The 26,392-nt window shown below is 44.7% G+C and carries 3 protein-coding genes; all 3 read left to right on the top strand.

Annotation, left to right across the window (positions count from 1 at the left end; genetic code table 11):
• Positions 1 to 4: 4 nt before the first annotated feature.
• The 3 genes from JMN32_RS24825 to JMN32_RS24815 all read left to right on the top strand — a co-directional run bounded on the left by JMN32_RS24825 (position 5) and on the right by JMN32_RS24815 (position 26,389).
• On the top strand, positions 5 to 10,669 hold the full coding sequence (locus JMN32_RS24825) for an SDR family NAD(P)-dependent oxidoreductase (protein WP_202859112.1): 10,665 nt from the start codon (positions 5 to 7) through the stop codon (positions 10,667 to 10,669).
• Positions 10,670 to 10,818: 149 nt separating this feature from the next.
• Positions 10,819 to 25,137, top strand: a complete 14,319-nt coding sequence (locus JMN32_RS24820; RefSeq protein WP_202859111.1) for an SDR family NAD(P)-dependent oxidoreductase — start codon at positions 10,819 to 10,821, stop codon at positions 25,135 to 25,137.
• A gap of 22 nt (positions 25,138 to 25,159) precedes the next feature.
• Positions 25,160 to 26,389: a hypothetical protein gene (locus tag JMN32_RS24815; protein WP_202859110.1), complete on the top strand. Its 1,230-nt coding sequence runs from the start codon at positions 25,160 to 25,162 to the stop codon at positions 26,387 to 26,389.
• The last annotated feature ends 3 nt before the right edge of the window (positions 26,390 to 26,392 follow it).

Below are 26,392 nucleotides of genomic sequence, written 5' to 3'. Positions count from 1 at the left end.
TAACATGGAATTACTAAAAATATATCAGGACCTCTCTAGTGGAAAACTTACGCAAAAAGAAGCACTGGAGAAGATCAAGGCTATAAAACAGCAGAAGCAGGGCAAAGGTACTGGCAGGCTATTGGCCAGGCCGAGCTGGGAGCAAGCTTCCGTAAGCAGGCAGTCTGAAGGCCAGCCTGAGTATACTCAACATCACCTGGTTTTGTGCGAACTGCCTCACCTTAAAGACGAGCAGCTAAAAAAGGCACTTCCACATCTCCAGGTTCTTGCTTTGCCTGCAGCCAAGCACAAAAACATAGCCGAGCGATTCAACAGCTATGCACTGTCGTGCTTTGAACTGGTCCGTAAAATATTGAGCAATAAGCCAGCCGGGCCAGTGTTGATCCAGTTGGTTGTGGCAAATCATGGCGAACAAGCTATTTTTGCAGGACTTCTGGGACTGTTGAAAACTGCCAGCCTTGAAAACCCACAGTTGGTCCATCAGGTTATCATTACGGAGCCAGAAGTTAATGGAGAAGAACTTGTTTCTCAATTGCAGGCCAATCAGGCAGAGAAACAAAATACCTTAATAAAATATGAGCATGGCACCAGGTATGTCATGCAGCTCAAAGAAATAAAAGCAGGTCAGGTGCAACCCAAAATTGCTTTTAAAGATCAGGGAGCATACCTCATCACAGGTGGCCTGGGAGGCTTGGGAGTAGTATTTACTAAAGAACTTCTGAGGCAAACTTCCCGGGCCAGGATCATCTTAACAGGCCGTTCTAAATTAACAGCAGAAAAGAAAGCCATTTTAGATGCACTGCCTGTCGGAAATCATACGGTTGAGTATATGCAAATGGATATGGATGATGCAGCACAGGTTAAAAATACCATTGCATCTATCATCAAAGAGCATAAACAACTCAATGGAATCATTCATAGTGCAGGTGTAGCTTTCGATAACTTTATTCTTAGAAAGTCAAACGAAGAGTTTGAGAAAGTACTGGCACCTAAAGTATCTGGTACATTTAACCTGGATGAAGCTACCAAAGATATTGATCTCGACTTTCTGGTACTGTTTTCGTCCATTACCTCTATGATGGGCAATGTGGGACAGTCCGATTATGCTGTGGCGAATGGGTTTATGGATCATTTTGCTACCTATCGCAATCAACTGGTAGAGTCAGGGCAGCGGCGTGGACATACCCTGTCTATCAACTGGCCACTATGGCAGGACGGAGGTATGCAAATGGTTGGAGAAAATCAGGAAGCACTACGCAAAACTTTTGGAATGCACCCTATGCCTGCCAGCAGCGGAGTATTTACATTCCATTATGGTCTGGAACTGGGATACAGTCAGACCATGGTGATGGAAGGAGATGTAGTCCAAATGCGCAAAGCCCTTCTTGAAAACCAGAAAACAAAGGAAAAAACAGCTTCTGCACCATCACGCATGGAGCAGCCCGTTTCTAAAGTGAACACTGAAAGTCTTACCGAACAAACTCAGGAATATTTATGTAAGCAGTTTGCCGTTGTGCTAGGTATTGCGGCTGATAAGCTAGATCCGCAGGCACCCCTGGAGAAATATGGTATTGACTCCATATTGGCGATGAGCCTGACAGCTCAACTGGAAAAGACTTTTGATGCTTTACCTAAAACCCTCTTTTTCGAGTATCAAACCATTCAGGAACTTACCGAATACTTTATTAAGTATCATGCCGATAGGTTATCCGAGCTTTTTGCTACTGGTGAAAAAGAACAGGAGCCCCTGGTAGAAGTACAACGGGAGACACCGGTTAGAAACATTAGCAAAAGACGTTTAAGCCGCAGACGAAAAACTGTAGCTTCAAAAAATACAAACAGACAGATTCATGACGATGATCCTATTGTAATCGTAGGTCTGAGCGGTCGTTACCCCGAAGCTGCCAATATTGAAGCTTACTGGCGCAACTTGCGAGAGGGTAAAGACTGTATCACAGAGGTGCCAAAAGACAGGTGGGATTGGCACGAATACTACAGTGATGACCGCACACAAACCGGGCATCACTTCAGCAAATGGGGCGGGTTTATTGAAGGTGTAGATGAGTTTGACCCTCGTTTTTTCAATATCTCACCCAGAGAAGCAGCTTCCATCGATCCTCAGGAACGTTTGTTTTTACAGCATGCCTGGATGGCCGTAGAGGATGCAGGATACACCCGGGCCAGCCTACAGATATCTCATGATGATGACATGGCCGGTCAGGTAGGCGTTTATGTAGGTGTCATGTACAGCGAATATCAGTTGTTTGGTGCTGAAGAAAGCATGCGAGGTAATCGTATGGGTATTTCCGGTAGTTATGCCAGTGTGGCTAACAGGGTATCCTATTTCCTAAACCTCCATGGGCCAAGCATGACCATTGACACCATGTGCTCTTCATCACTGACAGCAATTCACATTGCCTGTCAGGACCTGAAAGAAGGACGTACCAATCTGGCGATTGCCGGAGGGGTCAATGTAAGTATTCATCCCAATAAATATCTGATGCTCAGTGCAGGGCAGTTTATTTCCAACGATGGACACTGCCAGAGTTTTGGTGAAGGTGGTGACGGATATATCCCGGGAGAAGGGGTAGGAGCAGTGGTGCTGAAACGACTGTCGGAAGCCAAAAGAGATGGAAACCACATCTATGGAATTATCAAAGGCAGCTCACTGAACCACGGAGGTAAAACCAATGGTTATAGCGTACCTAACCCAAAGGCCCAGGCAAGTGCGATTAGTCGTGCATTAAAAGATGCAGATACCGATCCTCGTCATATCAGCTATATAGAGGCCCATGGTACAGGCACTAAACTTGGAGACCCTATCGAGATAGCGGCCTTGACCAGAGCCTTTCATCAAAACAACGAAGATACGGGCTATTGCCTCATAGGCTCAGCCAAGTCCAACATAGGGCACTGCGAATCAGCAGCCGGTATTGCCGGACTTACAAAAATATTGCTACAGATACAGCATAGGAAGATCGTTCCTTCGCTGCATTCTAAGCGTTTAAATCCGCATATTGATTTTGAGAAAACTCCATTTATAGTTAATCAGACCTTAACAGATTGGGAAAAACCTCAGGTCAATGGAAAGGTATTGCCACGAATAGCAGGCATATCCTCTTTTGGTGCCGGAGGCTCAAATGCCCACATCGTTATAGAAGAGTACCCTGTTACCCAAAAGGTAAATACCCTGAATGGGACCAAAGTAATTATTCCATTATCTGCGAGAACAGCCGAGCAGTTGAAGCAAAAGGCTCAGGACCTGTTGGAGTTTATTCACCTGTCAGAGCAGGAAAGCAGGCCTATAGACCTAGCGGATATGGCATATACTTTACAAGCAGGTCGTGAGGCTATGGAAGAGCGTTTGGGCTTTGTGGTAAACTCACTGGACCAACTGGCGGAGAAACTTCAGGCTTACCTGAGTGGTAAGGAAAGTATTGAAGACTTTTACCAGGGACGTGTAAAACGCAACCAGGACTCAGTTCAGATGTTTGCTACTGAGGCAGACATGCAAAAAACCGTAGCGAACTGGGTAGCAGATAAGAAGTTAACCAAACTACTCGATCTTTGGATTAAAGGGGTGGAACTGGATTGGCAAAAACTTTATGGAGCGACCAGACCTAAAACGATCAGTCTGCCAACGTATCCATTTGCCAGAGAGCGTTATTGGGTGGATATTTCAGAAACACCGATGGTATCCGGAGCTACATCCACGGCAGTTTTACACCCTTTGCTACATGCCAATTCATCCGACTTTACACAGCAGAGCTACAGCTCTACTTTTAGAGGAGATGAATTCTTTTCATCTGATTATCAGGTAAATATAGGTGGTCTGCAAAAAGTATTTCCTGCAGCGGCCAGCCTGGAAATGGCCCGGGCTGCCATTGAACGCTCATTGCCTGCGCAGACAGAGCCTTACATATTAGAACTACGCAATGCAGTTTGGGCTGATCCTGCAGTGGTAAGTGAAAACTGGCAGGTGAATATTGCATTGTTTGCACAAACCAATGATACAGTAGATTTTGAAATATATAGCATTGAGCAAGAAGGAGAGGTTGTACATTGTCAGGCACAGGCAATAGTTACCCGGCAACCTTCTCCGTTTGCTCTTAATATAGCACAGCTCAGAGGGCAGATGAATAGTCAGATGACCTCATCAAGCCTTTATTCCGCCTTTAATGGCATGGGTTTATCCTATGGGGCATCATATCAGGCCATTAGCTCCATTGAGCAGGGTAACGGGCAACTGCTGGCACACCTGAATCTACCGGAAGCTGTTGAGCAAAACCGGGAAGCGTACCAATTGCACCCAGCCATGGTAGAGGGCGCTTTACAAGCAGGAATAGCCTTGTTGGTTGATATGGGTCAACCGTTACCTCAGCCCTTGCAAACAGGGAGTATAGATGCTGTTAGCCTGCTTAATAGCTGCACGGAAGAAATGTACGCTTGGGTGTGCTACTCGGCTGACAGTCAGGATAAAATTGATATTGATCTATGCGATGCGCAAGGTAACGTATGTGTGCAGATGCGTGGAGTAAGCTATTACGAAGAAGCTGTAAGTGCAACTGAGCAGCCAACGCAAAAACAATCAGCCCCGGTACAACAACCCGTGCAGGTACCACAGTCTACACCGAAGCTGGTAAAAGCAAAACCAAAACAACTACATATAACACCTCCGGCAGAGGAGAATACGGCTTCACATGGTTTACCCGTAGCTCAAAAATTTGAAAGGGTATCCCTGAAAAAACCGACCAATGTATCATTGGTTACACCAGAGGCACTAAAATTAGATCGTGTATTAACACAAAAGGCAGTCATTAGCCTGTCCAGTACCTCTGCGGCTATGGCTAAGACAGTACCATCCACTAACGGAGCTTCTTATGTGACTCTGTTTGATAATGGTAATGGTATCTACGCGATAAAGATAAATGCCAAAGATAATATCCTCTCTAAGGAAGTGGCAGCACAACTGGTACATGCGCTCAACTATGTAAAGCAATTAGAATCAGTAAAAGTACTGACACTTAGTGGAAGCAGTTCTACGTTCTTGAAAGGGGGCAGAGAAGAATTTAACGTAGCCATAGAAGAAAACCTGTATCAAACCCTGGCATCATTTCCCCACCCTGTAATAGCAATCATGCAGGGTGATGCCACGGGTACAGGTTTTTTGGTAGGAGCATTGAGTGACTTTATGGTTGGTAGCGAAGAGAGTGTTTACACTTACAAAGCGGAAGGTTTGCTACCCACAGTAAGTGAAGAAAGGGTGCTGACAGAGCGCTTTGGAGAAGCTTTCGCAAAAGATATGCTGTACCAATCAGCAACGCGAATAGGTAAGGAGTTGAAGGCCAATGGCTGGAGTTTTCCTATCGTACCATCAACGGAAGTGGAGGCTTATGCTGAGCGATTAGCAGAAGACCTTGCCAGCAAATCAGCATTATCATTGAGTTTACTCAAGCAGCATTTAGGCCGACACATACTAGCAGAAGCGGAAAAACTTAAAGCGGAGGAAGGCCTGAAAGCAGAAAGCAAACCTGCAGCAAGTCATCAAATCACCAGCGACTCCAAACTGCTGAAAGTAGAAACAGGAGCAGAGCAGGTGTTGACTTTGAGAATAGCGAAAAGTAAGAAGAAAGATAAGTTAAAAGATATAGTCTCAGGTCTGTCCGGTGTCTTTGGTCAGGTCGAAAAAGGTAAACATTACAAAGCAGTAATACTGACCAGCGATGATGCTGAATTCATTTCAGGATCAGGTGACTCAGAAGGAGTACTTGAACTTCAGGACATATTGAATGTATCGCCAGTACCTGTAATCGCTGCAACAGCAGGAGCAACCGATGCAGGCTGGCTGATCAGCCAGTCATGCGATGCCTGTATCTACCAGGAGGCAGGCACTTACTCGGCAGCTAACCTATTGCAGGATACTAAACTGGCAAGGGTAGCCACCATGATATTGGGAGAGCGCTTAAGCCACCATGTATGCAAAGAAATATTGCTGACCGGTAAATCATTTACCGGAGCAGACTTACAGCAGGCAGGAGGTATTGTCGTATCTAAAGATGTACAGTCAGAAGCACAGCAACAGGCTCAGCAATGGACACAATTGCCATGGGAAGCTGTAAACTCCTGGAAAAAGGAGAGAGCAGCAGCCATAAGTGCAGCACAAAAGCAATTGCCGGAGTGGGTAGAAGTGGAAGAGAAAACCTCAGGCACTTTACCTAAAAAAGCAACGGCTATCAAGCTTAAGTCATCAGTGATTAAAGCTACGATTCATCCCGAAGGTATTGTAGAAGTGAGGATGGAAGATCGTGAGGCGAAGAATATGTTCTCCCCTGCATTTATCGAAGGCATGGTTGAGGTGTTCGATCACATTGCACAGGCTCCAGAGTATAAAGTGGTAGTGTTCTCAGGATATGACAGTTACTTTGCATCGGGAGGTACCAAAGAAAGCTTACTCGCCATTCAGGAAGGTAAAGCTAAATTTACAGATACCAAGATATTCCAGTTAGCCCTGAACTGTAAACTTCCTGTCATTGCGGCCATGCAAGGCCACGGAATTGGTGCAGGATGGTCCATGGGTATGTTTGCAGACTTTACCTTGTTCAGTGAAGAGAGCCACTATGTAAGTCCTTACATGAATTACGGTTTCACTCCGGGAGCAGGAGCTACCATGATATTCCCTGACAAAACAGGGTATGATCTGGCCCGTGAGACCTTAATGACTGCAGTAGAGTACTCGGGTAGTGAGTTAAAAGGGAAAGGCTTGTCGTTACCGGTGCTGTCCAGAAAGCAAATACTCTCGACTGCATTTGATTTGGCAAAAGAAATTGCGAAAAACACACGCAGCAGTCTGATAGCCTTTAAAAACCAGCTGACCAAACATCTTTACGATCTGCTCGATGAAACACTGAGCAGCGAGTTGGACATGCATGAGAAGACATTTGTAGGTCAGACGGATACATTAAATCAGATAGAAAGCAACTTTTATAGTGCTTCTGGGGAAGTACAACCTCAGGTGTTGCCGGTAGAGCAAACACCAGTCCCTACTCCTCAAAGTACTTCTTACAGTGCTGATGCATTGCCCGAAATCATTAACAGTCTCAAAAAACTGCTGGCCAAAGAATTACACATGCAGGTGGATGAGATTGATGAAGACAGCCAGTTTGTAGACCTGGGGCTGGATTCTATCATCGGAGTAACGTTCATCCGTAAAATCAGTGATAAATATAATATTCCACTACAGGCCACAATCGTATATAGTTATTCCACGATTGCCAAACTGGCGGGTCATGTTAAGGAAGAAGCCGAAAAACTAGGTACGCTGGTAAGCGAGCCGGTTGCTCCGGCGGTTGTTGAAGCTCCTGCCGAAACGCCGGTAAGCACAAGCACTAATACTGCGGCTGATGCAGATGTGCTTCCCGACATCATCTCGGGTCTCAAAAAGCTACTGGCTAAAGAGCTGCATATGCAGGAAGATGAGATTGATGAAGACAGCCAGTTTGTAGATCTGGGTCTAGATTCTATCATTGGCGTAACATTCATCCGTAGGATCAGTGATAAATACAATATTCCTTTACAGGCTACTATTGTTTACAGCTACTCCACCATCGCAAAGCTTAGCGAGCATGTGAAGGAAGAAGGAGAAAGACTGGGAACGATTGTCAGTAAGCCTGTGACACCTGCTCCTGCTCCGGTAGAAACACCTGCCGTACAGGTTGCTCGAAAGGTGATCACTAAATTGGCAGGGAAGAAACTAGAGTCATGGCGTAACGGCGTAGCGTTAAGGACTACCTCAACAGCAAAAAGGTCTAATCAGTCACAGACCATCGCAGTAGTAGGTATGGCCGGTCAGTTCCCCGAAGCCAAAAACGTGGAAGAGTTCTGGCAAAATATAGCCGAGGGAAAAAACTGTATCAGTGAAATACCTCAAGAGCGTTGGGATGTAAACAAATACTATCAGAAAGGTGATCCTGTGCCAGGAAAAACCAGCAGCAAATGGATGGGACAATTAGCAGAATATGATCTTTTTGATCCACTATTCTTTACTATTTCACCCATTGAAGCAGAGAGCATGGACCCGCAGCAACGTTTGTTTATGCAGGCCTGCTGGCATGCCATAGAAAGTGCGGGGTATAATCCACATGCATTATCAGGCAGCAAATGTGGGGTCTATGTAGGATGTGCCTATGGTGACTACCAGAATTTGTCGAGAGAGCAGCAGCTAAGTGCGCAAGGCTTTACAGGTGGCTCTACTTCCATATTGGCGGCTCGTATATCATACTTCCTGAATTTACAAGGACCATGCGTATCTATGGATACCGCATGTTCATCATCACTGGTGGCTATTGCTAATGCCTGCGACAGCCTCGTAGCAGGTAGTATTGATTCAGCTCTGGCAGGTGGCGTCTATGTGATGGGAGGGCCTGATATGCATATCAAAACATCCCAGTCAGGTATGCTGTCTCCAGATGGTAGATGCTATACCTTCGATCAGCGCGCTAATGGATTTGTACCTGGTGAAGGTGTAGGGGTAGTCATGCTGAAGAGGCTGGAAGATGCAGAAAGAGATAATGACAATATCCTGGGCACAATCAAAGGGTGGGGCTTAAATCAGGATGGTAAAACCAATGGTATTACAGCTCCTAATACAGAATCACAAATATTTTTGGAGCAGCAGGTCTACGATCAGTTCCAGATCGACCCTAATGATATTCAACTCATCGAAGCTCATGGTACAGGCACCAAGTTGGGAGACCCCATTGAGGTGGACGGGTTGAGAAGATCCTTTAAGAAATATACTGAGGAAAAGGAGTATTGCGCATTAGGTTCCGTAAAGAGTAATATAGGCCACTGTCTGACAGCAGCAGGCGTAGCAGGGTTCATCAAAGTACTGCAAGCCATGAAGCACCAACAGTTGCCACCAACTATAAATTTTGAAAAGTTAAACGAACATATTAATCTTGATGGCAGCCCGTTCTATGTTAACACCCAGTTGAAAGATTGGAAAGTAAAGGAAACCAAACAGCGTCTGGCAGCCATTAGCTCTTTTGGTTTTAGTGGTACCAATGCCCACCTGGTATTGGGTGAATATATCCCTCAGCCATCAGCTATGAAAAAGCCGGTTCAGGTCATCACCCAGAATGATGAGCATATGATCCCGCTTTCAGCCAAGTCAGAAGAGCAGTTGAAACAAAGAGCTTCAGACCTGTTGAAGCTCATAGAAAGAGAACGTGAGTCTATCGATCTTATAGAGCTGGCCTACACCTTGCAGGTGGGAAGGGAAGCTATGGAAGATCGACTGGGCTTCATGGTCAATAGTGTTGATCAGCTCGCAAAAAAACTTCAGGCTTATATCGATGGAGATGAAGACATTGCAGGAGTATATCAGGGACAGGTGAATAGAAATAAGGAAGGTTTACGCATTATCAGCAATGATGCGGATATGCGCGAAGCCATTATTAAAAACTGGATCTCTCAAAAGAAACTGTCCAAACTTCTGGATCTTTGGGTTAAAGGACTTAACTTGGATTGGAGTAAGCTTTATGGCGAAAACAAACCGAAACGAATGAGTCTGCCGGTATATCCGTTTGCCAAAGAGCGGTACTGGATTGAAGTGAGTGATGAAGCCAATATGATTGCCAATGGCAAGGCAACGTCGGTGCTGCATCCATTGTTGCATGTCAACACTTCCGACTTTAGCAGACAGAGCTATAGCGCTACTTTTAATGGAGAAGAGTTCTTCTTAAGAGACCATCAGGTGTTCAAACAAAAAGTACTCCCTGGAGTGGCATACCTGGAAATGATCCGTGAGGCCATTGGCAGGTCAATGCCTGATCCAACGGAATCAGCCGTACTTGAACTGCACAATATTGCCTGGATACAGCCTTTTATGGTAAACCAGAGAAAGCAAATTAATGCAGCCCTGTATTTGGACGACTCAGACCCTGAAGAAGGTGAACTGATACACTATGAAATATCTAGTGATCATGATGGCGAAGAAGCCACTCATTTTCAGGGACAGGCCATATTCAGTAGTAGGTCAGAAGCTGAAAAGCTGGATATTGCACAACTCAGAGCACAGATGAAGGCGGGTAAACTGGAGCGCAGCAATATTTACGCAGCGTTTACCCAAATGGAGCTATACTATGGTCCGGCACACCAGGGCATAGAGGCGATATACAGAGGTGAAGGACAAGTGTTGGCAGACTTGGTTCTGCCGGCAGTAGTTGAAAATGAGCATGAGGACTACGTACTGCATCCGAGTTTGATGGACAGTGCATTGCAAGCATCTATTGGGCTATTTCAGGGATTGGATCAAGTTCCGTCGCAGCCCATGTTGCCATTTGCGCTAGAGTCGTTGAGCATTATTTCCGCTTGCACCAAAAAGATGGTTGCCTGGGTGAGGTACTCGCCTGACAGTGACCCGGATGGCAGAGTGACCAAACTGGATATCGATCTTTGCGATGAAGCAGGGACGGTATGTGTACAGATTAAAGGTTTTGCCTTCCGCGTAATGGAGAGCAGTAGTAAACCGATACATACAACTAAAAATGGTTCAGTGAACCAAAACAATGATAGTACAGCAGAGTTTGATGATGCTTACTATCAAAAGCTTATTCAAAGTGTGATGAATAAGGAACTTTCTGATGAAGAAGCCATGGAGTTGATTTAAACTCCCGGTTTCTTCATTCCTAGTTTGAAAATGATTTTAAACAAGTATTTCCAGGTCTTAAAAGGGGAAGATCAAAAAAACTTTCTTCTGATGAAGAAGCAGCAGAATTAGTTTAGAAACTGAATTCTCGAGAAAATTTAAAGGAAAAGATGAAAGAGAACCTAAAAAAGATATTTCAAGATATTTCCAGAGGAAAGCTTACTCAAATAGAAGCATTAGAGAAGATCAAGGCTATAAAACAACAGGAACAGGGCAAAACTGAAGGTACATTACTTTCAAGTCCGGTTTGGGAAGCCGGTGCGGTATCGTCTGCCAATCAGGTAGAGTATGCCCAAAAGCACGTTATCCTGTGTGAACTGCCAGAAGTTAATGGTAAAACGCTTGAAACCTCACTTCCTGGTAGTCAGGTTTTGACTTTACAGGCAGCGGCGCAGGCCAATATAGCTGATAAATATGAAAATTATGCTTTGGCTTGTTTTGAGTATATTAAACAGATACTTTCCAACAAACCTCAGGGAAAAATACTGATCCAGGTAGCCATTGGAGGTGAAGCTGAGCAGGTCATTTTTGCAGGACTTTCAGGGTTATTGAAAACAGCAGGCCTGGAAAACCCCAAAGTGATCGGGCAGGTGATCATCACCCAACCTCAGGTGAAAGCGGATCAACTGATAGCACAGCTGAAAGAAAATCAACCCAACCCTCAGGATCATATCTTAAAATATGAGCAGGGTACACGGTATGTTTTGAAAAGAGAAGAGGTGGAGGCCAGTCAAGTTAGCCCTAAAGTTGTTTTTAAAGACCAGGGAGTATACCTCATCACCGGAGGTATGGGGGGCTTGGGTATTTTGTTTGCCAAAGAGATCCTTAAGCAAACTACCCAATCCCGGATTATCCTTACCGGGCGTACTGCATTAACTGCGGAAAGGAAAAAAGTACTAGATGCTTTGCCAGCCCTTAACAATAAAGTGGAATACCACCAGCTCGACCTTAACAGTGCAGATCAAGTTAACAAGCTCGTAGGCAAAATCAATAGAGAGGGTAAAACACTCAACGGAATCATTCACTGTGCAGGGATGACTGCCGACAATTTTATTATTAAAAAGTCTGGTGATGAATTCAGCAAAGTACTTGCCCCTAAAGTGGCAGGTACCTTCAACCTGGACGAGGCCAGTAAAGATCTTGATCTTGATTTTGTAGTACTATTCTCTTCAATTGCCTCATTGCTAGGCAATGTGGGGCAGGCAGACTATGCTGCTGCCAATGGCTTCATGGATCAGTTTGCAGTATATCGCAATCAGCTGGTGAATGCCGGTCAGCGACAAGGGCAAACCCTTTCCATTAACTGGCCTTTGTGGCAGGAGGGAGGTATGCAGATAGATCAGGCAAACCAGGAAATACTTAAACAAACCATGGATGTGCAGCCCTTGGAAACAATCACAGGCATGCACGCATTTTATTGTAGCCTTGAATTAGGTCAGGATCAGGTTCTGGTTGCTAGAGGAAAGATGCCACAACAACTCAACGGTGCTGAAGAAGCCACTGCAAAAGTTGAAAAGCAGCCGGCAACAACTCAGGTTGCCACGAATACAGACAACCTTTTTGAGGAGACTGAGCAATATTTGTGTCAGGAATTCTCTTCATTGCTTAAGATGGCATCTCATAAAATAGATCCTCAGGCACCACTAGAGAACTACGGTATTGACTCTATACTGGCAATGAAATTTACAGGTCAGTTGGAAAAGACCTTTGGTTCACTGTCTAAAACATTATTCTTTGAGTATCAAACCATTAGAGAACTTACTGAGTATTTTGTTAAATCACATGCTGCGCAATTAGCTGCTATATTCAATACCGTAACGGATAGTACGGAAAAATCAGTTGAGGTTAAGTCGCAACCAGAAAGGCGGGCACCACAAAAGTTGACATCAGGGAAACGTTTCACACGCCCACGTCCCTTTGAAGGACAGCCAAAGTCAGTGCGTCCTGTCAATGACGATCCTATTGCCATAGTAGGGCTGAGCGGTCGCTACCCTGAGGCATCCAACATCGAAGCATTCTGGGACAACCTGCGTGATGGAAAAGATTGTATAATAGAAGTACCTAAAGAGCGCTGGGACTGGCGTGAATACTATAGTGAAGATCGTACCAAAAGCGGGCATCACTACAGCAAATGGGGTGGTTTCATTGAAGGAGTAGACGAATTTGATCCGCGGTTCTTCAACATTGCACCCCGTGAAGCAGCATCCATAGACCCTCAGGAACGCCTGTTTTTACAGCATGCCTATATGGCTGTTGAAGATGCCGGGTATACCCGTTCCAGTTTGCAAATACCTCACAAGAAAGGGCTTGCTGGTCAGGTAGGTGTTTATGCAGGTGTGATGTATGGAGAATACAACCTGTCGGGCAGCCTTGCAAGTATTGCCAACAGAGTGTCCTATGTCTTGAACCTTCATGGTCCGAGCATCACACTGGATACTATGTGTTCATCATCTTTAACAGCTATTCATCTTGCTTGCCAGGATTTAAAGGCAGGCCTTACTGATTTGGCGATTGCCGGAGGGGTTAATGTTAGTGTACATCCCAACAAATACCTGATGCTTAGCACAGGTCAGTTTATCTCCAGCGACGGTCACTGCCAGAGCTTTGGAGAGGGAGGGGACGGCTACATACCTGGTGAAGGTGTAGGTGCAGTAGTATTGAAAAGATTATCGGAAGCTAAAAAAGATGGAAACCATATTTACGGGATCATCAGAGGTAGCTCACTCAACCATGGAGGAAAAACCAATGGATACAGTGTCCCTAATCCTAAGGCTCAGGCAAATGTTATCAGCCATGCACTTTCTGAAGCAGGTGTAGAACCACGCCATATCAGCTATATAGAAGCACACGGAACCGGTACCAAACTAGGTGATCCGATTGAAATATCAGCACTCACCAAGGCCTTCCATCAGGATAACCAGGATACTGCCTATTGCCAACTGGGCTCTGCCAAGTCTAATATAGGACATTGCGAATCGGCAGCAGGTATAGCCGGGGTTACAAAGATATTATTGCAGATGAAGCATCGTAAAATCGTGCCTTCATTGCATTCAAAACGGTTGAACCCGCACATTGATTTTGAGAAAACACCATTCACGGTTAACCAGACCTTAAGAGATTGGGATCAGCCGGTAGTGGAAGGAAAAGTTTTGCCTCGTATAGCAGGCATCTCGTCTTTTGGAGCAGGAGGGTCAAATGCCCATATTATTATCCAGGAATATACCGAAGCCGAAAGACCGGTATCCCTGAATGGAGCTACTAAAGATATTATTGTTCCGATGTCGGCCAGAACGGCCGGACAATTGAAACAAAAGGCACAAGACCTGCTGGAGTTTATTCGTACCTCAACACAACAAAATAAGCCCATTGACCTGTCTTCAATGGCTTATACACTCCAAGTTGGCCGAGAAGCCATGGACGAGCGTCTGGGTTTCATTGTGACTTCGATCAGTCAGCTCGAAGAGAAACTACAGGCCTATACGGAGGATAAACCTGTAGATGGCCTATATCAGGGAAAAGTGAAGCGTGATGCAGCTTACGACGCAAACATGCAGCAAACTGTTGATGAGTGGATTACCAGCAAGCAGCTATTCCAACTATTGGATGCCTGGGTTAAAGGCACCGAGCTTGACTGGAATAAACTTTACAGCAATGCGAAGCCGAAATTGATCAGCTTGCCAGTATATCCGTTTGCTAGGGAACGTTACTGGATAGACGTAACTGCTACATCGCAAGCTCCTAACCGATTGGCTGCAGTAGCACTTCACCCGTTACTGCATAGAAATATTTCTAACCTGAGTGAGCAGGGCTTTAGCTCAACATTCAGCGGCGATGAATTTTTTGTAACAAACTCTGGTAAAAAGGGACTTCCTGAGGTAACCTACCTGGAAATGGCTAGAGTAGCCATCAGTCAGGCAATGCCGGTACAAGAGGAACCATACATCCTGGAGTTGCACAATACAGTATGGGCTGGTCCCGCTAATATTGAGGAAAGCAAACCAGTAAATATTGCTCTACTGGCTCAAACTCAAGAGGCTGTTAACTTTGAAATATATAGCCCGGAAACTGAAGAAGACACGGTTTATTGTCAGGGACAGGCTGTTATCAGCAGAGAAGCAACTCCTTCAGCACTGGATATTGCGCAATTGAGAAGACAATTGAATGGAACGCAGTGGGCATCAACTGATGTCTATTCAGCATTCGGAAGAATGGGGCTGGCGTATGCTTCAACATATCAGAGTCTAGCCGCTATCCAGCAGGGTAATGGGCAATTGCTGGCAAGCCTAAGTTTGCCAGATGCTCTTGAAGAAACTCAAAACGATTTTCAGCTACATCCGACGCTGGTTGATGGTGCATTACAAGCCGGTATGGCTTTAATGGCGGATTTTAATCAGCCTTCAGCTAAAGCTTTGCTGCCAGGAAGTATAGATACATTGCGTATTATAGGTAATTGTGCAGGAGAAATGTTTGCCTGGGTACGTTATTCAGCGGATAGAGCAAAAGCAGATATCGATCTGTGCGATGCTCATGGAAATGTTGCGATCCAAATGCTCGGAGTGCATTATCAAGAAGAAGCCGTCACCTCGGTTACCTCAGAGCAGTCACAACCAAAAGAAAGACCAGTGGCCACAGAAGCAGCAACGCCCGCATCAGCACCTGTACAAACAGCACCGAAGCAGATTCAATTAATGCCACAGGTGAGCAAAACTTCAACCGGCGAACCGGTATTTCAACAGATTGCACACGTGATACTGGAGAAACCAACCAACGTTTCCCTCGTTATACCTCAGGCCCTTAAGGCTAAAGATATGAGTCAGCCCGTACAGGGTAAAGGAGTAGTTAGCCTTGCAGATACATCGTCTGTATCCCAACCGGAGCAGAAGAGCAAGGCAACTGTAGCTACCTTTGTGAAACTGTTTGACCATGGCAATGGCCTGTATTCCATAGATATTGATGCACTGGCCAATTACAATACACTTTCTCGTGACTTGGTAGAGCAACTATTAAGAGCACTGGATTTCGTGAAAGAAGCGTCATCAGCCAAAGTGTTGATGTTAAGAGGAACAGGCTCTGTTTTCTTACATGGAGGTAGAGAGGAGTATAACGAAGCCATAAAGCAAAAACTGTATCCGTCCATAGCCTCATTCCCTTATCCCATAATAGCGGTTATGCAGGGTGGAGCTACCGGCGCTGGATTTTTGGTGGGGGCATTGTGTGACTTTATGATATGCAGCCTGGAGAGTAAATACTCTTACACTGACCATGAAGAAGGCTTGTTCCCTTCAAGCAATGAAGAGCTTCTCTTTAAGGAAAGATTTGGTGAAGCCCTTGCCGGCGACTTCCTTTATCAGTCTACCGTATCTACTGGAAAGGAAATGAAAGCAAAAGGATGGAGCTGTCCTATCCTGTCTACTGATGAGGTGGAGGCCTATGCTATGGAGTTGGCATCAGACCTTTCTGCTAAATCGCAAATCTCCCTGAGCTTGTTAAAGCAACATCTGGGACGTCACATACAGGCTTTGGTGGAAAAGCTGACAGTAATAAAGATTGCTGATAGTGAAAGTAAGGCCACTAAAAAGAATGGGATCACTTCTTCATCTAAATTGATGAAGCTGGAAGATAGTGCCGAGCATGTGCTGACCATCAGCATCAAGAAAAGCAGGAAAAAAGATAAACTAAAAGATATAGCATCAGGCCTGGATGAAATTTTCGATCAGGTTAGAAAGGGTGCATATTATAAGGTTATTGTACTTGCCAGTGAAGATACCGGATTTATAACTACGACAGGAAAGGCAGAAGAGGTAGACGAAGTTTTGGCTCTTCAAAAACTAGTTCTTGAGGCGCCCGTACCGGTAATTGCAGCTATCGGAGCAGAGGCTAAAGGTTCGGCCTGGCTGATCGCTCAGTCTTGTGATTCTTGCATTTACAACGAAGAAGGGGCTTATTCACTTGAAAATATTTTACAAATACCTAAGTTGGCTAAGCAAGCTGCATTGATCTTTGCAAACCGTTTAGGAAACTATGCCTGCAAGGAGCTATTGTTTGCTATCAAGACCTATTCAGGAGCAGAGTTAATGCAGCTATCAGGCGCAGTAGCCATAGCCGAAAAAGAGGAAGTATTGACCAGAGCCGTGGCATTAGCCGGATCCTGGGCCAGACTTTCATGGGCTGCGGTGACCTCATGGAAAAAAGAGAGAGCCACAGTACTGGCTAATGAAATCAACCAGCTTCCCGAGTGGCTTAAAGTCGAAGAAAAATCTTCAAAAGCACTGCCTGAGTCACCTGCTGCAATTGAGCTTAAATCTGAAGTTATTAAAGCTACCATTCATCCGGAAGGTGTTGTTGAGGTGAAAATGGAAGACAGAGATGCTAAAAATATGTTCTCCGAAGCATTTATCGGAGGCATGAAGGAAATCTTTGCACACATTGATCAGTCGGATGCCTACAAAGCTGTTGTATTTACCGGTTATGACAGCTATTTCGCTTCTGGAGGTACCAAAGAAAGCTTACTGGCCATTCAGGAGGGCAAAGCTAAGTTTACCGATACCAAGATATTCCAGCTGGCCATGGAATGTAAAGTTCCTGTAATTGCAGCCATGCAGGGTCATGCTATTGGTGCAGGGTGGTCAATGGGTATGTTTGCTGATTTCATGTTGTTCAGTGAAGAAAGTCATTATGTAAGCCCTTATATGAACTATGGGTTTACACCAGGAGCAGCTGCTACCCTGATATTCCCTGACAAAACAGGATATGATCTCTCCAGAGAAACTTTATTGACTGCTAATGAGTATGCAGGTCGCGATTTAAAGCGCAAAGGGCTGCTGCTGCCGGTTTTATCAAGAAAAGATGTCAATGAAGCCGCACTGACTTTGGCTAAACAAATAGCACAAAATCCACGAAGCGGTTTGGTTGCTGCAAAACAGCAACTTACAAGACACCTCAAGGATCTGTTAGAAGAAACCTACAGCCGTGAACTGGCTATGCATGAAAAAACATTTGTAGGTCAGGCAGATACATTGAAACAAATAGAGAGTAACTTCTATAGTGAAGAAGGAACTGCACAGGTACAAGCCGTACCTGTAACGGAAAATGCTACAACCCCTGAGCCGCAAAAAACATCGCAAAATCAGGATGCTTTACCAGGTATTATATCCAGTCTTAAAAAGCTGTTAGCGAAAGAACTGCACCTCGAAATAGATGAGATAGATGAGAACAGCCAGTTTGTTGATCTCGGACTAGATTCTATCGTTGGGGTTACATTCATTCGTAAAATTAACGATAAGTATGGTACCTCACTTCAAGCTACTATTGTTTACAGTTATTCTACACTGGCAAAGCTTGCCGATCATGTAAAAGAGGAAGCAGAAAAACTGGGTACAATAGTGAGTCAGCCTGAAGTTCCGGCTACTTCGGAAGTGCAGATAGAGACTCCGGTCCAAACTCAGATAGACACCCAGCCAGTTGTTGATACCCAACCGGTTACTGATGCACTACCTGGAATTATATCCAGTCTTAAAAAGTTGTTGGCTAAGGAGCTACACCTTGAAGAGAGTGAAATTGATGAAAATAGTCAGTTTGTTGATCTTGGTTTAGACTCCATTGTTGGGGTTACATTCATCCGTAAGATCAATGACAAGTATAATACATCGCTTCAGGCGACTATTGTTTACAGTCATTCAACGATTGCCAAACTCAGTGAGCATGTTAAAGAAGAGGCAGAAAAACAGGGAACACTTATAGCAGCGCCTGTGGCTCCTGTAGCACCAGCTCCGGTTAACACACCGTCTGAAGCTCCGAAGAAAGTGACTTCGGTACCAGTAGTTAGAAAGAAACTCATTTCATGGCGTAATAAGTCAGCTCTGAGAACAAATCAGGCTACAAAGTCGACATACCAGTCGCAACCTATTGCTGTTATTGGTATGGCCGGTCAGTTCCCTGAAGCCAAAAATATAGAAGCGTTCTGGCAAAATATTGCAGAGGGTAAAAACTGTATCAGTGAAATCTCTCAAAAGCGCTGGAGCATGGACGGCTTCTTCCAGGAAGGAGAAGCAGCTCCGGGAAAATCCTACAGCAAGTGGATGGGAGCCCTGGAAGAGTATGATCTTTTTGATCCTCTATTTTTCAACATTTCGCCATCCGAAGCAGAAAGTATGGATCCGCAGCAGAGACTGTTCTTGCAGGCATGCTGGCATACCATAGAGAACGCAGGTTATGATCCTCAAATGCTGTCAGGCAGCAAATGCGGTGTGTTCGTGGGGTGTGCGGCAGGAGATTACCTGCAACAGTCTAAGAAACATCAGCTCAGTGCTCAGGGATTTACAGGTGCAGCCAGTTCCATTTTAGCGGCGCGCATTTCATACTTCCTGAATCTCCAGGGACCTTGTATCTCTATTGACACAGCCTGTTCGTCATCATTGGTAGCTATAGCCAATGCTTGCGACAGCCTGATCTCAGGCAGCAGCAATGTAGCTCTGGCTGGTGGAGTTTACGTTATGACTACACCCTCCATGCACATTATGAGTTCTCAGTCAGGCATGCTATCACCTGATGGCAGATGTTACACCTTCGATCAGCGGGCGAATGGCTTTGTGCCAGGCGAAGGGGTAGGAGCCGTTATGCTGAAGAGGCTCGAAGATGCTGAAAGAGATGATGATAACATCCTTGGCGTGATCCATGGATGGGGCATAAATCAGGATGGTAAAACGAATGGTATCACTGCCCCTAATACCGAGTCACAAACGCTATTGGAACAACAGGTTTATGATCAGTTCAATATCGATCCTACCGGTATTCAGATGATTGAGGCTCACGGTACAGGTACCAAATTGGGAGACCCTATTGAAGTGGAAGGATTGCGAAGATCCTTCAAAAAATATACTCAGGAGGAAGAATACTGTGCACTGGGTTCTGTGAAAAGTAACATAGGTCACTGTCTGACTGCTGCTGGTGTGGCAGGTACCATAAAAGTATTGATGGCGATGAAGCACAGACAGTTGCCTCCGACCATCAACTTTGAGCAGCTAAATGAACACATTAGCTTGAAAGACAGTCCTTTCTATGTTAACACTCAGTTGAAAGACTGGAGCGTTAAAAGTACCGAACGTCGTCAGGCCGCAATCAGTGCCTTTGGCTTTAGCGGTACAAATGCTCACGTGGTGATGGGAGAATATATCCCACAAACATCAGTGAAAAGGCCTGTACAGGTGATAACTCAAAATTCTGAGTTGATGATCCCACTTTCGGCCAAGTCAGAGGAGCAATTGAAACAGAAAGCTACTGATTTACTGGAATTTATTGGCAAAACGCCAGAGGAGGTAGATTTGACAGCGTTGGCTTATACCTTACAGGTGGGTAGAGAAGCTATGGATCACCGTTTAGGATTGATGGCTGCTAATACCAATCAACTGGCTGAAAAACTTCAGGCATGGCTGAGTGAAGAAGATGATATAGAAAGTGTATATCAGGGCCATGTCAAGCGAAGCAAAGAAGGGATCAGCATCATCAGTAACGATGCTGACATGAAAGAGACCATCATTGGAAAATATATTGGTCAGAAGAAATTGTCCAAGTTGCTTGAGCTATGGGTCAAAGGACTGGATCTGGATTGGCTCAAGCTTTATGGAGAGATTAAGCCTAAACGCATAAGCCTGCCGCTATATCCATTTGCGAAAGAGCGTTACTGGATTGAAAAGACGGCAGATCAGGAGGTGAAGGCTATAGGAAAAACAACGGAAGTACTTCACCCTATGCTGCATAGAAATACATCAGACCTGCACCAGCAGAGCTATAGCACTGTCTTTAGTCAGGAAGATGACTTCGTGCGCGACTATGCCATTGGTGACAATCAGGTAATACCTGGAATGACTTGCTTGGAAATGGCGCGTGCAGCTATGGTGCTGGCTGATGCACCTCAGGATAATCATGCAACGGTTGAATTAAACCACATATCATGGATACAGCCGATCGTTATGGAAGAAAGCAGGGAAGTTTCAATAGCCCTGTTTGCCAACGATACGGAAGAGATTGATTTCGAAATATTCAGTACTGAAGCCGGACAGGAAATGGCACATTTCCAGGGACAGGCAAGATATGGCACTCCGCTGAATCGCAAGCTTAATATAGCACAACTTAAAACAGAGATGAATGCTGCGTCCGGATCGGATGGTTTATATGCCAGTTTAAACCGTATGGGCTTTAAATATGGAGCAGCACATAAAGGAATCAAAGCTGTTTATCGGGGAGCAAATCAGTTACTGGCAGAATTAAACCTGCCAGCCATAAATGAGCAAAATAGTATGATACTTCATCCATCAGTCATGGAAGGAGTACTTCAGGCATGTACTAGCTTGGTGGCAGACAAGAATGCTGTGGAACAATCACTATTCCCGGCTGCGCTGGATACTCTGCGTATTGGATCTGCCTGCACCAACGACATGGCTGTTTGGGTACGCTCCGAGGTACAGGGAGCTAACATTAAGCTCGATATCGATCTAATCGATCAGCAGGGGAATGTTTGCGTGGAAATGCGCGGATTTGCTTTGCAGAATTTTGCAGTGGGTGAAGCTTTAGCAAATACAATAGAGACCTACGATACTGTTCCAAGTCATACAGAGGAAGCCTCACAGCCATTGTTCTTTACAGAGTATTGGGAGGATAAGCCACTGACCTCTAACGGGGTACAGCCGGACAGCAAACAAGCCATCGTTTTTGCAGACGAGGCACTTCAAAAGCAATTGACAACAGGTGATAGTGCGTCCATATGGACAAGTGCTGTTTTTGTACAGCAAGGTAAGAAGTTCAGCGAGAAGGCTGATAACACTTATGCATGCCGATTCAATCATGCCAGCGATATTCAGAAAGTTTTGAATGCTGTAAATGAGAAATTTGGTGAGCCTATTTCCCTGGTTTATACTTGGGCCAAAGGGCAGAAGGAAGCAGGCATTCACGCCTTGTTCAGCCTGTTCAAAGCCATTAAGACATTCAACCGACCGATTGATATTACATTAATCGGTCATTATGACCCTTCGATAGCCGATAGCTGCTGGGATTACTCCTGGATTGGTTTCGAACGGTCGTTGAAGCTGGTACTTCCTAATGTAAAAGTATCTTTGCTTTACACCGATACATCAACAGTTACTGCTCAGCAGCTTCTGGAGGCTATGCATCATCCGGGTATAACTTGGCATCAAGGCCAGCGCAGGTTTGCATTATCAGTAAAATCTGCTGAGCGTATTGTTAAGGATCAGCAGCCGGTATTGAAAAAGCATGGTAGCTATCTGATCACCGGCGGTATTGGTAAACTTGGGTTTAGCTTTGCTCAATACCTGGCCAAAGAGTATCAGGCAAACCTTATCTTGATGGGTAGAAGTCCACTTACTTCTAGTATAGAAGAAAAAATTGAGGAACTTAAAAAGGCTGGAGCTAAAGAAGTGCGCTATGACGCCGTTGATATCAGCGATGAAAAAGCACTTATAGCTTGGGAGAAGAATCTTTCTTTTGACCTGTCGGGAGTTATTCATGCGGCAGGCGTGGAGGGCACTCAGCTGTTCTATGAAAAAACGACAAAAAGTATCAACGAGGTGCTGCAACCTAAATCCATGGGTACTGTTTTATTAAGCGATGTACTTTCGCAGCACCCGTTGAACTTTGTCTGCTATTTTTCTTCATCAGCGGCTTTGTTGGGTGATTTTGGATCTTGTGATTATTCCATAGCCAACCGTTTCCAAATGGCATATGCTCAATACCGTCAACAAAACGAACAGGCCAAGGGTAGATCAATTGTGATTAACTGGCCATTCTGGAAAGATGGAGGAATGGGCAAAGGTGATGCAGAGCAGGCAGCCTTCTATTTAAAAAGCAGCGGACAAGATGTGTTGGAAACAGCTGAAGGACTTGAAATATGGCATGACCTAATCAGGTTTGGGGAGACCCAAACGCTGGTACTCAAAGGCAAGCCTAACCGTCTGGAGCAATTCCTACACCGCATATATGAAGCTGATCAGCAAAAATCATCCGCTACATCTACTGTAAAGGCAGAGAACCTGCCATCGCACATGGGCAAAGGCTGGAAGGTCCAATATCAGGACCTTTCAATCAAAGAATGTGCTTATACAGACCTGACCAGGTTGGTTTCTGTCAGTCTGAAAATACCAACTACAAAACTGGATGGTGTTACCAACTTGGCAGATTACGGCTTCGATTCTATCAGCTTAACCACATTTGCCAAGCAGTTAAAAGAGCATTTTGCTCTTGAGGTAACTCCGGCCTTATTTTACAACTACTCGACTATAGAGAAACTGAGCGGTTACTTTGCGGAAGAATATCAGGCACACATGGAGGAGTTTTATAGCAAACCTCAGCGTGAAGTGAATGATGCAGAAAAACAAATACCTGTGACCAAACCAGTGATGAATCGGGGATCATTGAGAAAACGCTTCTTGCAAAATTCATCCAATGGACGGTCATATGCTGCGAGACAGGAGCAAGAGCCAATCGCAATTATCGGTATGTCAGGTCGTTTTCCTAAAGCAGATACAGTGGATGAGTTGTGGTCATTACTGGAAAAAGGAGAGAGCGGTATCAGTGAAGTCCCATTGTCACGTTGGGACTGGCGTGATTACTTCACCGCACCAGGCCACTCTGGCAATAAGATCAGCACCAATAAAGGTGGCTTTATCAATAATATAGATGAGTTCGATCCGCTGTTTTTTGAAATTACACCAAGAGAAGCGGAAGCAACTGACCCAGGTCAAAGAATGCTTCTGATGGAAGCTTACAAGGCCATTGAAGATGCTCAAATAAACCCTTCATCACTACGAGGAACTCCAGTTGGTGTTTTTATGGGCATGGAGGAAAGCCAGTACGATGCACTCATTGCCGATGAGCAGGGCGTAGGCAACAGTGGTAATGCTATGATATCGTCCAGGTTGTCTTACTTCCTGGATCTGCACGGCCCCACTATTGCAACCAACACGGCATGTTCTTCCGGGTTGGTGGCCCTGCATCAGGCGATCACAAGCTTGCGCAATGGAGAATGCGAGTCAGCACTGGTTGCGGGTATTTCTTCATTGATACTGTCTCCGAAATTCTACGAAAAGATGAGTCAGGCAGGCATGCTATCTCAGGATGGTCAGTGCTTTAGCTTTGCCAAAAAGGCCAATGGAATAGGAGCCAGTGAGGCGGTGGTGGTGCTGATGCTTAAACCGTTATCTGCTGCTATTGAGGCAGGTAATCCTATTTACGGTACCATCAAAGCAAGTGGTATCAATTTTGACGGAAAGACTAATGGCGTAACTGCACCTAATGGAAAAAGTCAGGAAGAATTAATCAAGCGGATCTATACAAACAACAATATCAACCCGCAGGATATCTCTCATATTGTTGCCCATGGTACGGGTACAAAATTGGGAGACCCTATTGAGATTAATGCACTGAATGATGCTTTCAAAAAGCTCAGCAACGGACAGACCCTATCAGGGAAATGTGCGGTAACCAGCTGTAAGAGTAACCTGGGGCATACTATGGCAGCTTCCGGTTTGGTAAGTGTGGTGAGTATGCTTAAAGGCTTACAACACAATAAAATACCGGCCACCATTAACTGTGAAGATGAGAACGACTACATCTCCTGGAAAGACAGTCCGTTCTACATCAATAAGACAACCAGGAAATGGGATAGGGAAGATGATAAGCCTCGTATGGGAGGAGTAAGTTCGTTTGGTCGTAGTGGTACCAATGCTCATGTGGTAGTAGAAGAATACCTGCCGCCGGTACCTTCTCAGCCAGTTACAATTGCCCATCCGGATGATGGCAGTCAGGTTATTATAGCGCTTTCTGCTAAGACTGATGAGCAATTGGACCAAAAAGTAGGTGACTTGCTGAACTTTATCCATAAGGCTGATGAAGACATAGATCTGTTGGCATTGGCTTATTCTCTGCAGACATCCAGAGAGGCAATGGAAGTTCGACTTGGAATTATTGTTAGTTCCATAGAAGAACTGGTCGATAAACTACAGGCTTATCGCAAAGCAGAAAAGGGCATAGAAGGTGTATATCAGGGCGAAGTGAAGCATCACGATACTTCAGTATCTATATTCAATGTTGATGCTGACTTGCAAGAAACTATTGATAAATGGATAAATAACAAAAAACTTTCGAAATTGCTGGAATTATGGGTCAAAGGCCTTGAACTGGATTGGAACAAGCTCTATGGTGAGGCTAAACCTCAGCGTATAGGTCTTCCAAAGTATCCTTTTGCCAAAGAGCGTTACTGGATCAGGAAAAACACTACAAAACAGGTTAAAGAGACTCATATGGAGGAAGTGGGTAAAAATTACGAGGTGATGGAAGACCTGATCAACCAGATCGAAAGCGAATCCATTGAGACAGATGAGGCTGTCAGCTTATTAAAGAATATAGCATATACCAAATAAAATACTTTAAGATAAACCAACTATGCGAAGTATAAAAGAAACCATTATACCGTTGTTGGATGAGGAATCATCCATGATCATAAAAGGAGAAAACGGAATAACCACTATTACATTTTACAAAGGAGACAGAGGTCCGGCCACGGATTTCATACGTGCAAGGTTGAGGGAAATAGTGAAGGTTAACCCTTGGTTAGCCGGACGGTTGATCAAAAATAAAAAGCATAAAAATTTACAGCTGGCATATCCATCAGATACACTATCTGAGGAACAGATCAATAAGATACTTCACCCAAACCCTGCCACTGTAAAGGTTGGCTCAGAAATGGGGTATGAAGAATTGTTTAAAGAGGCCAAAACAGCTATAGTAGAAAAGGGAAACCAGCTTATCAATAAGCCTGGTATCGTTTCTCGTCTTACCATAGTGCCGGATATACATGCTGAAAATGGCTTTGCACTTATTTTTTCCATCTCACATGTAGCGGCTGATGGATTTACTTATTATAAGATATTTAACCAGTTATTCTCCAATGGACCCGTAGAGCAACTGGAAGTGAGGCGTAAGCAGGATGCCGCCAATAAAGTGACCGATATCGTTGGCAAAAAGCCTTTCAAATTTTTCCATTCTGCCCCTTTTGTTATGAACTTGTTAAAGGGTGCTCTGTTTGGCAAAAAGACGAAATGCTATGGGTTTTATATAGAACCTGATAGGATCACTTCGGCCAAAAACCAGGTTAATGGACATTCAGGTGTTGATTATATTTCAACTAATGACATTATCAGTTCAAGTTTTGCCAAGGTGACTGACGCCCGCATATGCATAATGGCGGTAAACCTGAGAAGCTGGGTCAAAGATATTAGTAGCACCGATGCTGGTAACTATGCAGGAGGACTTTTGTTTGACAATGATACAAGTCACTCACCTGTGGGTATCAGAAAGGCATTTATGGCGGGTCTGCCTGTACCAACTACAGCAAGACCTCTTCCTAAATTTGGAGAAGCCCTGAGCTGTAAAGTTAGCTTGATCAGTAGCTGGAGCGACTTTCAGGAAAGCCATGATCTGGAAGGATGTGAGCAGGTGCTTCATCTTCCGTTGTATGATGCCAAGCAGGCCTTTCCTCTAGATTCGGCGGTGGTATTTAAAGCCAAACAGGATAAACTGGCAGTCATGTATTTTACAAAAACAGTAGAACGGGATGATCTTTTATCAACCTGTGAAGTAGGCGAAACGCTTTCGTCGAAGACCTTCCAGTAACAG

Source organism: Fulvivirga marina (assembly GCF_016775155.1).
GTDB lineage: Bacteria > Bacteroidota > Bacteroidia > Cytophagales > Cyclobacteriaceae > Fulvivirga > Fulvivirga marina.
This window is presented reverse-complemented; position numbering and strand designations above follow the sequence as displayed.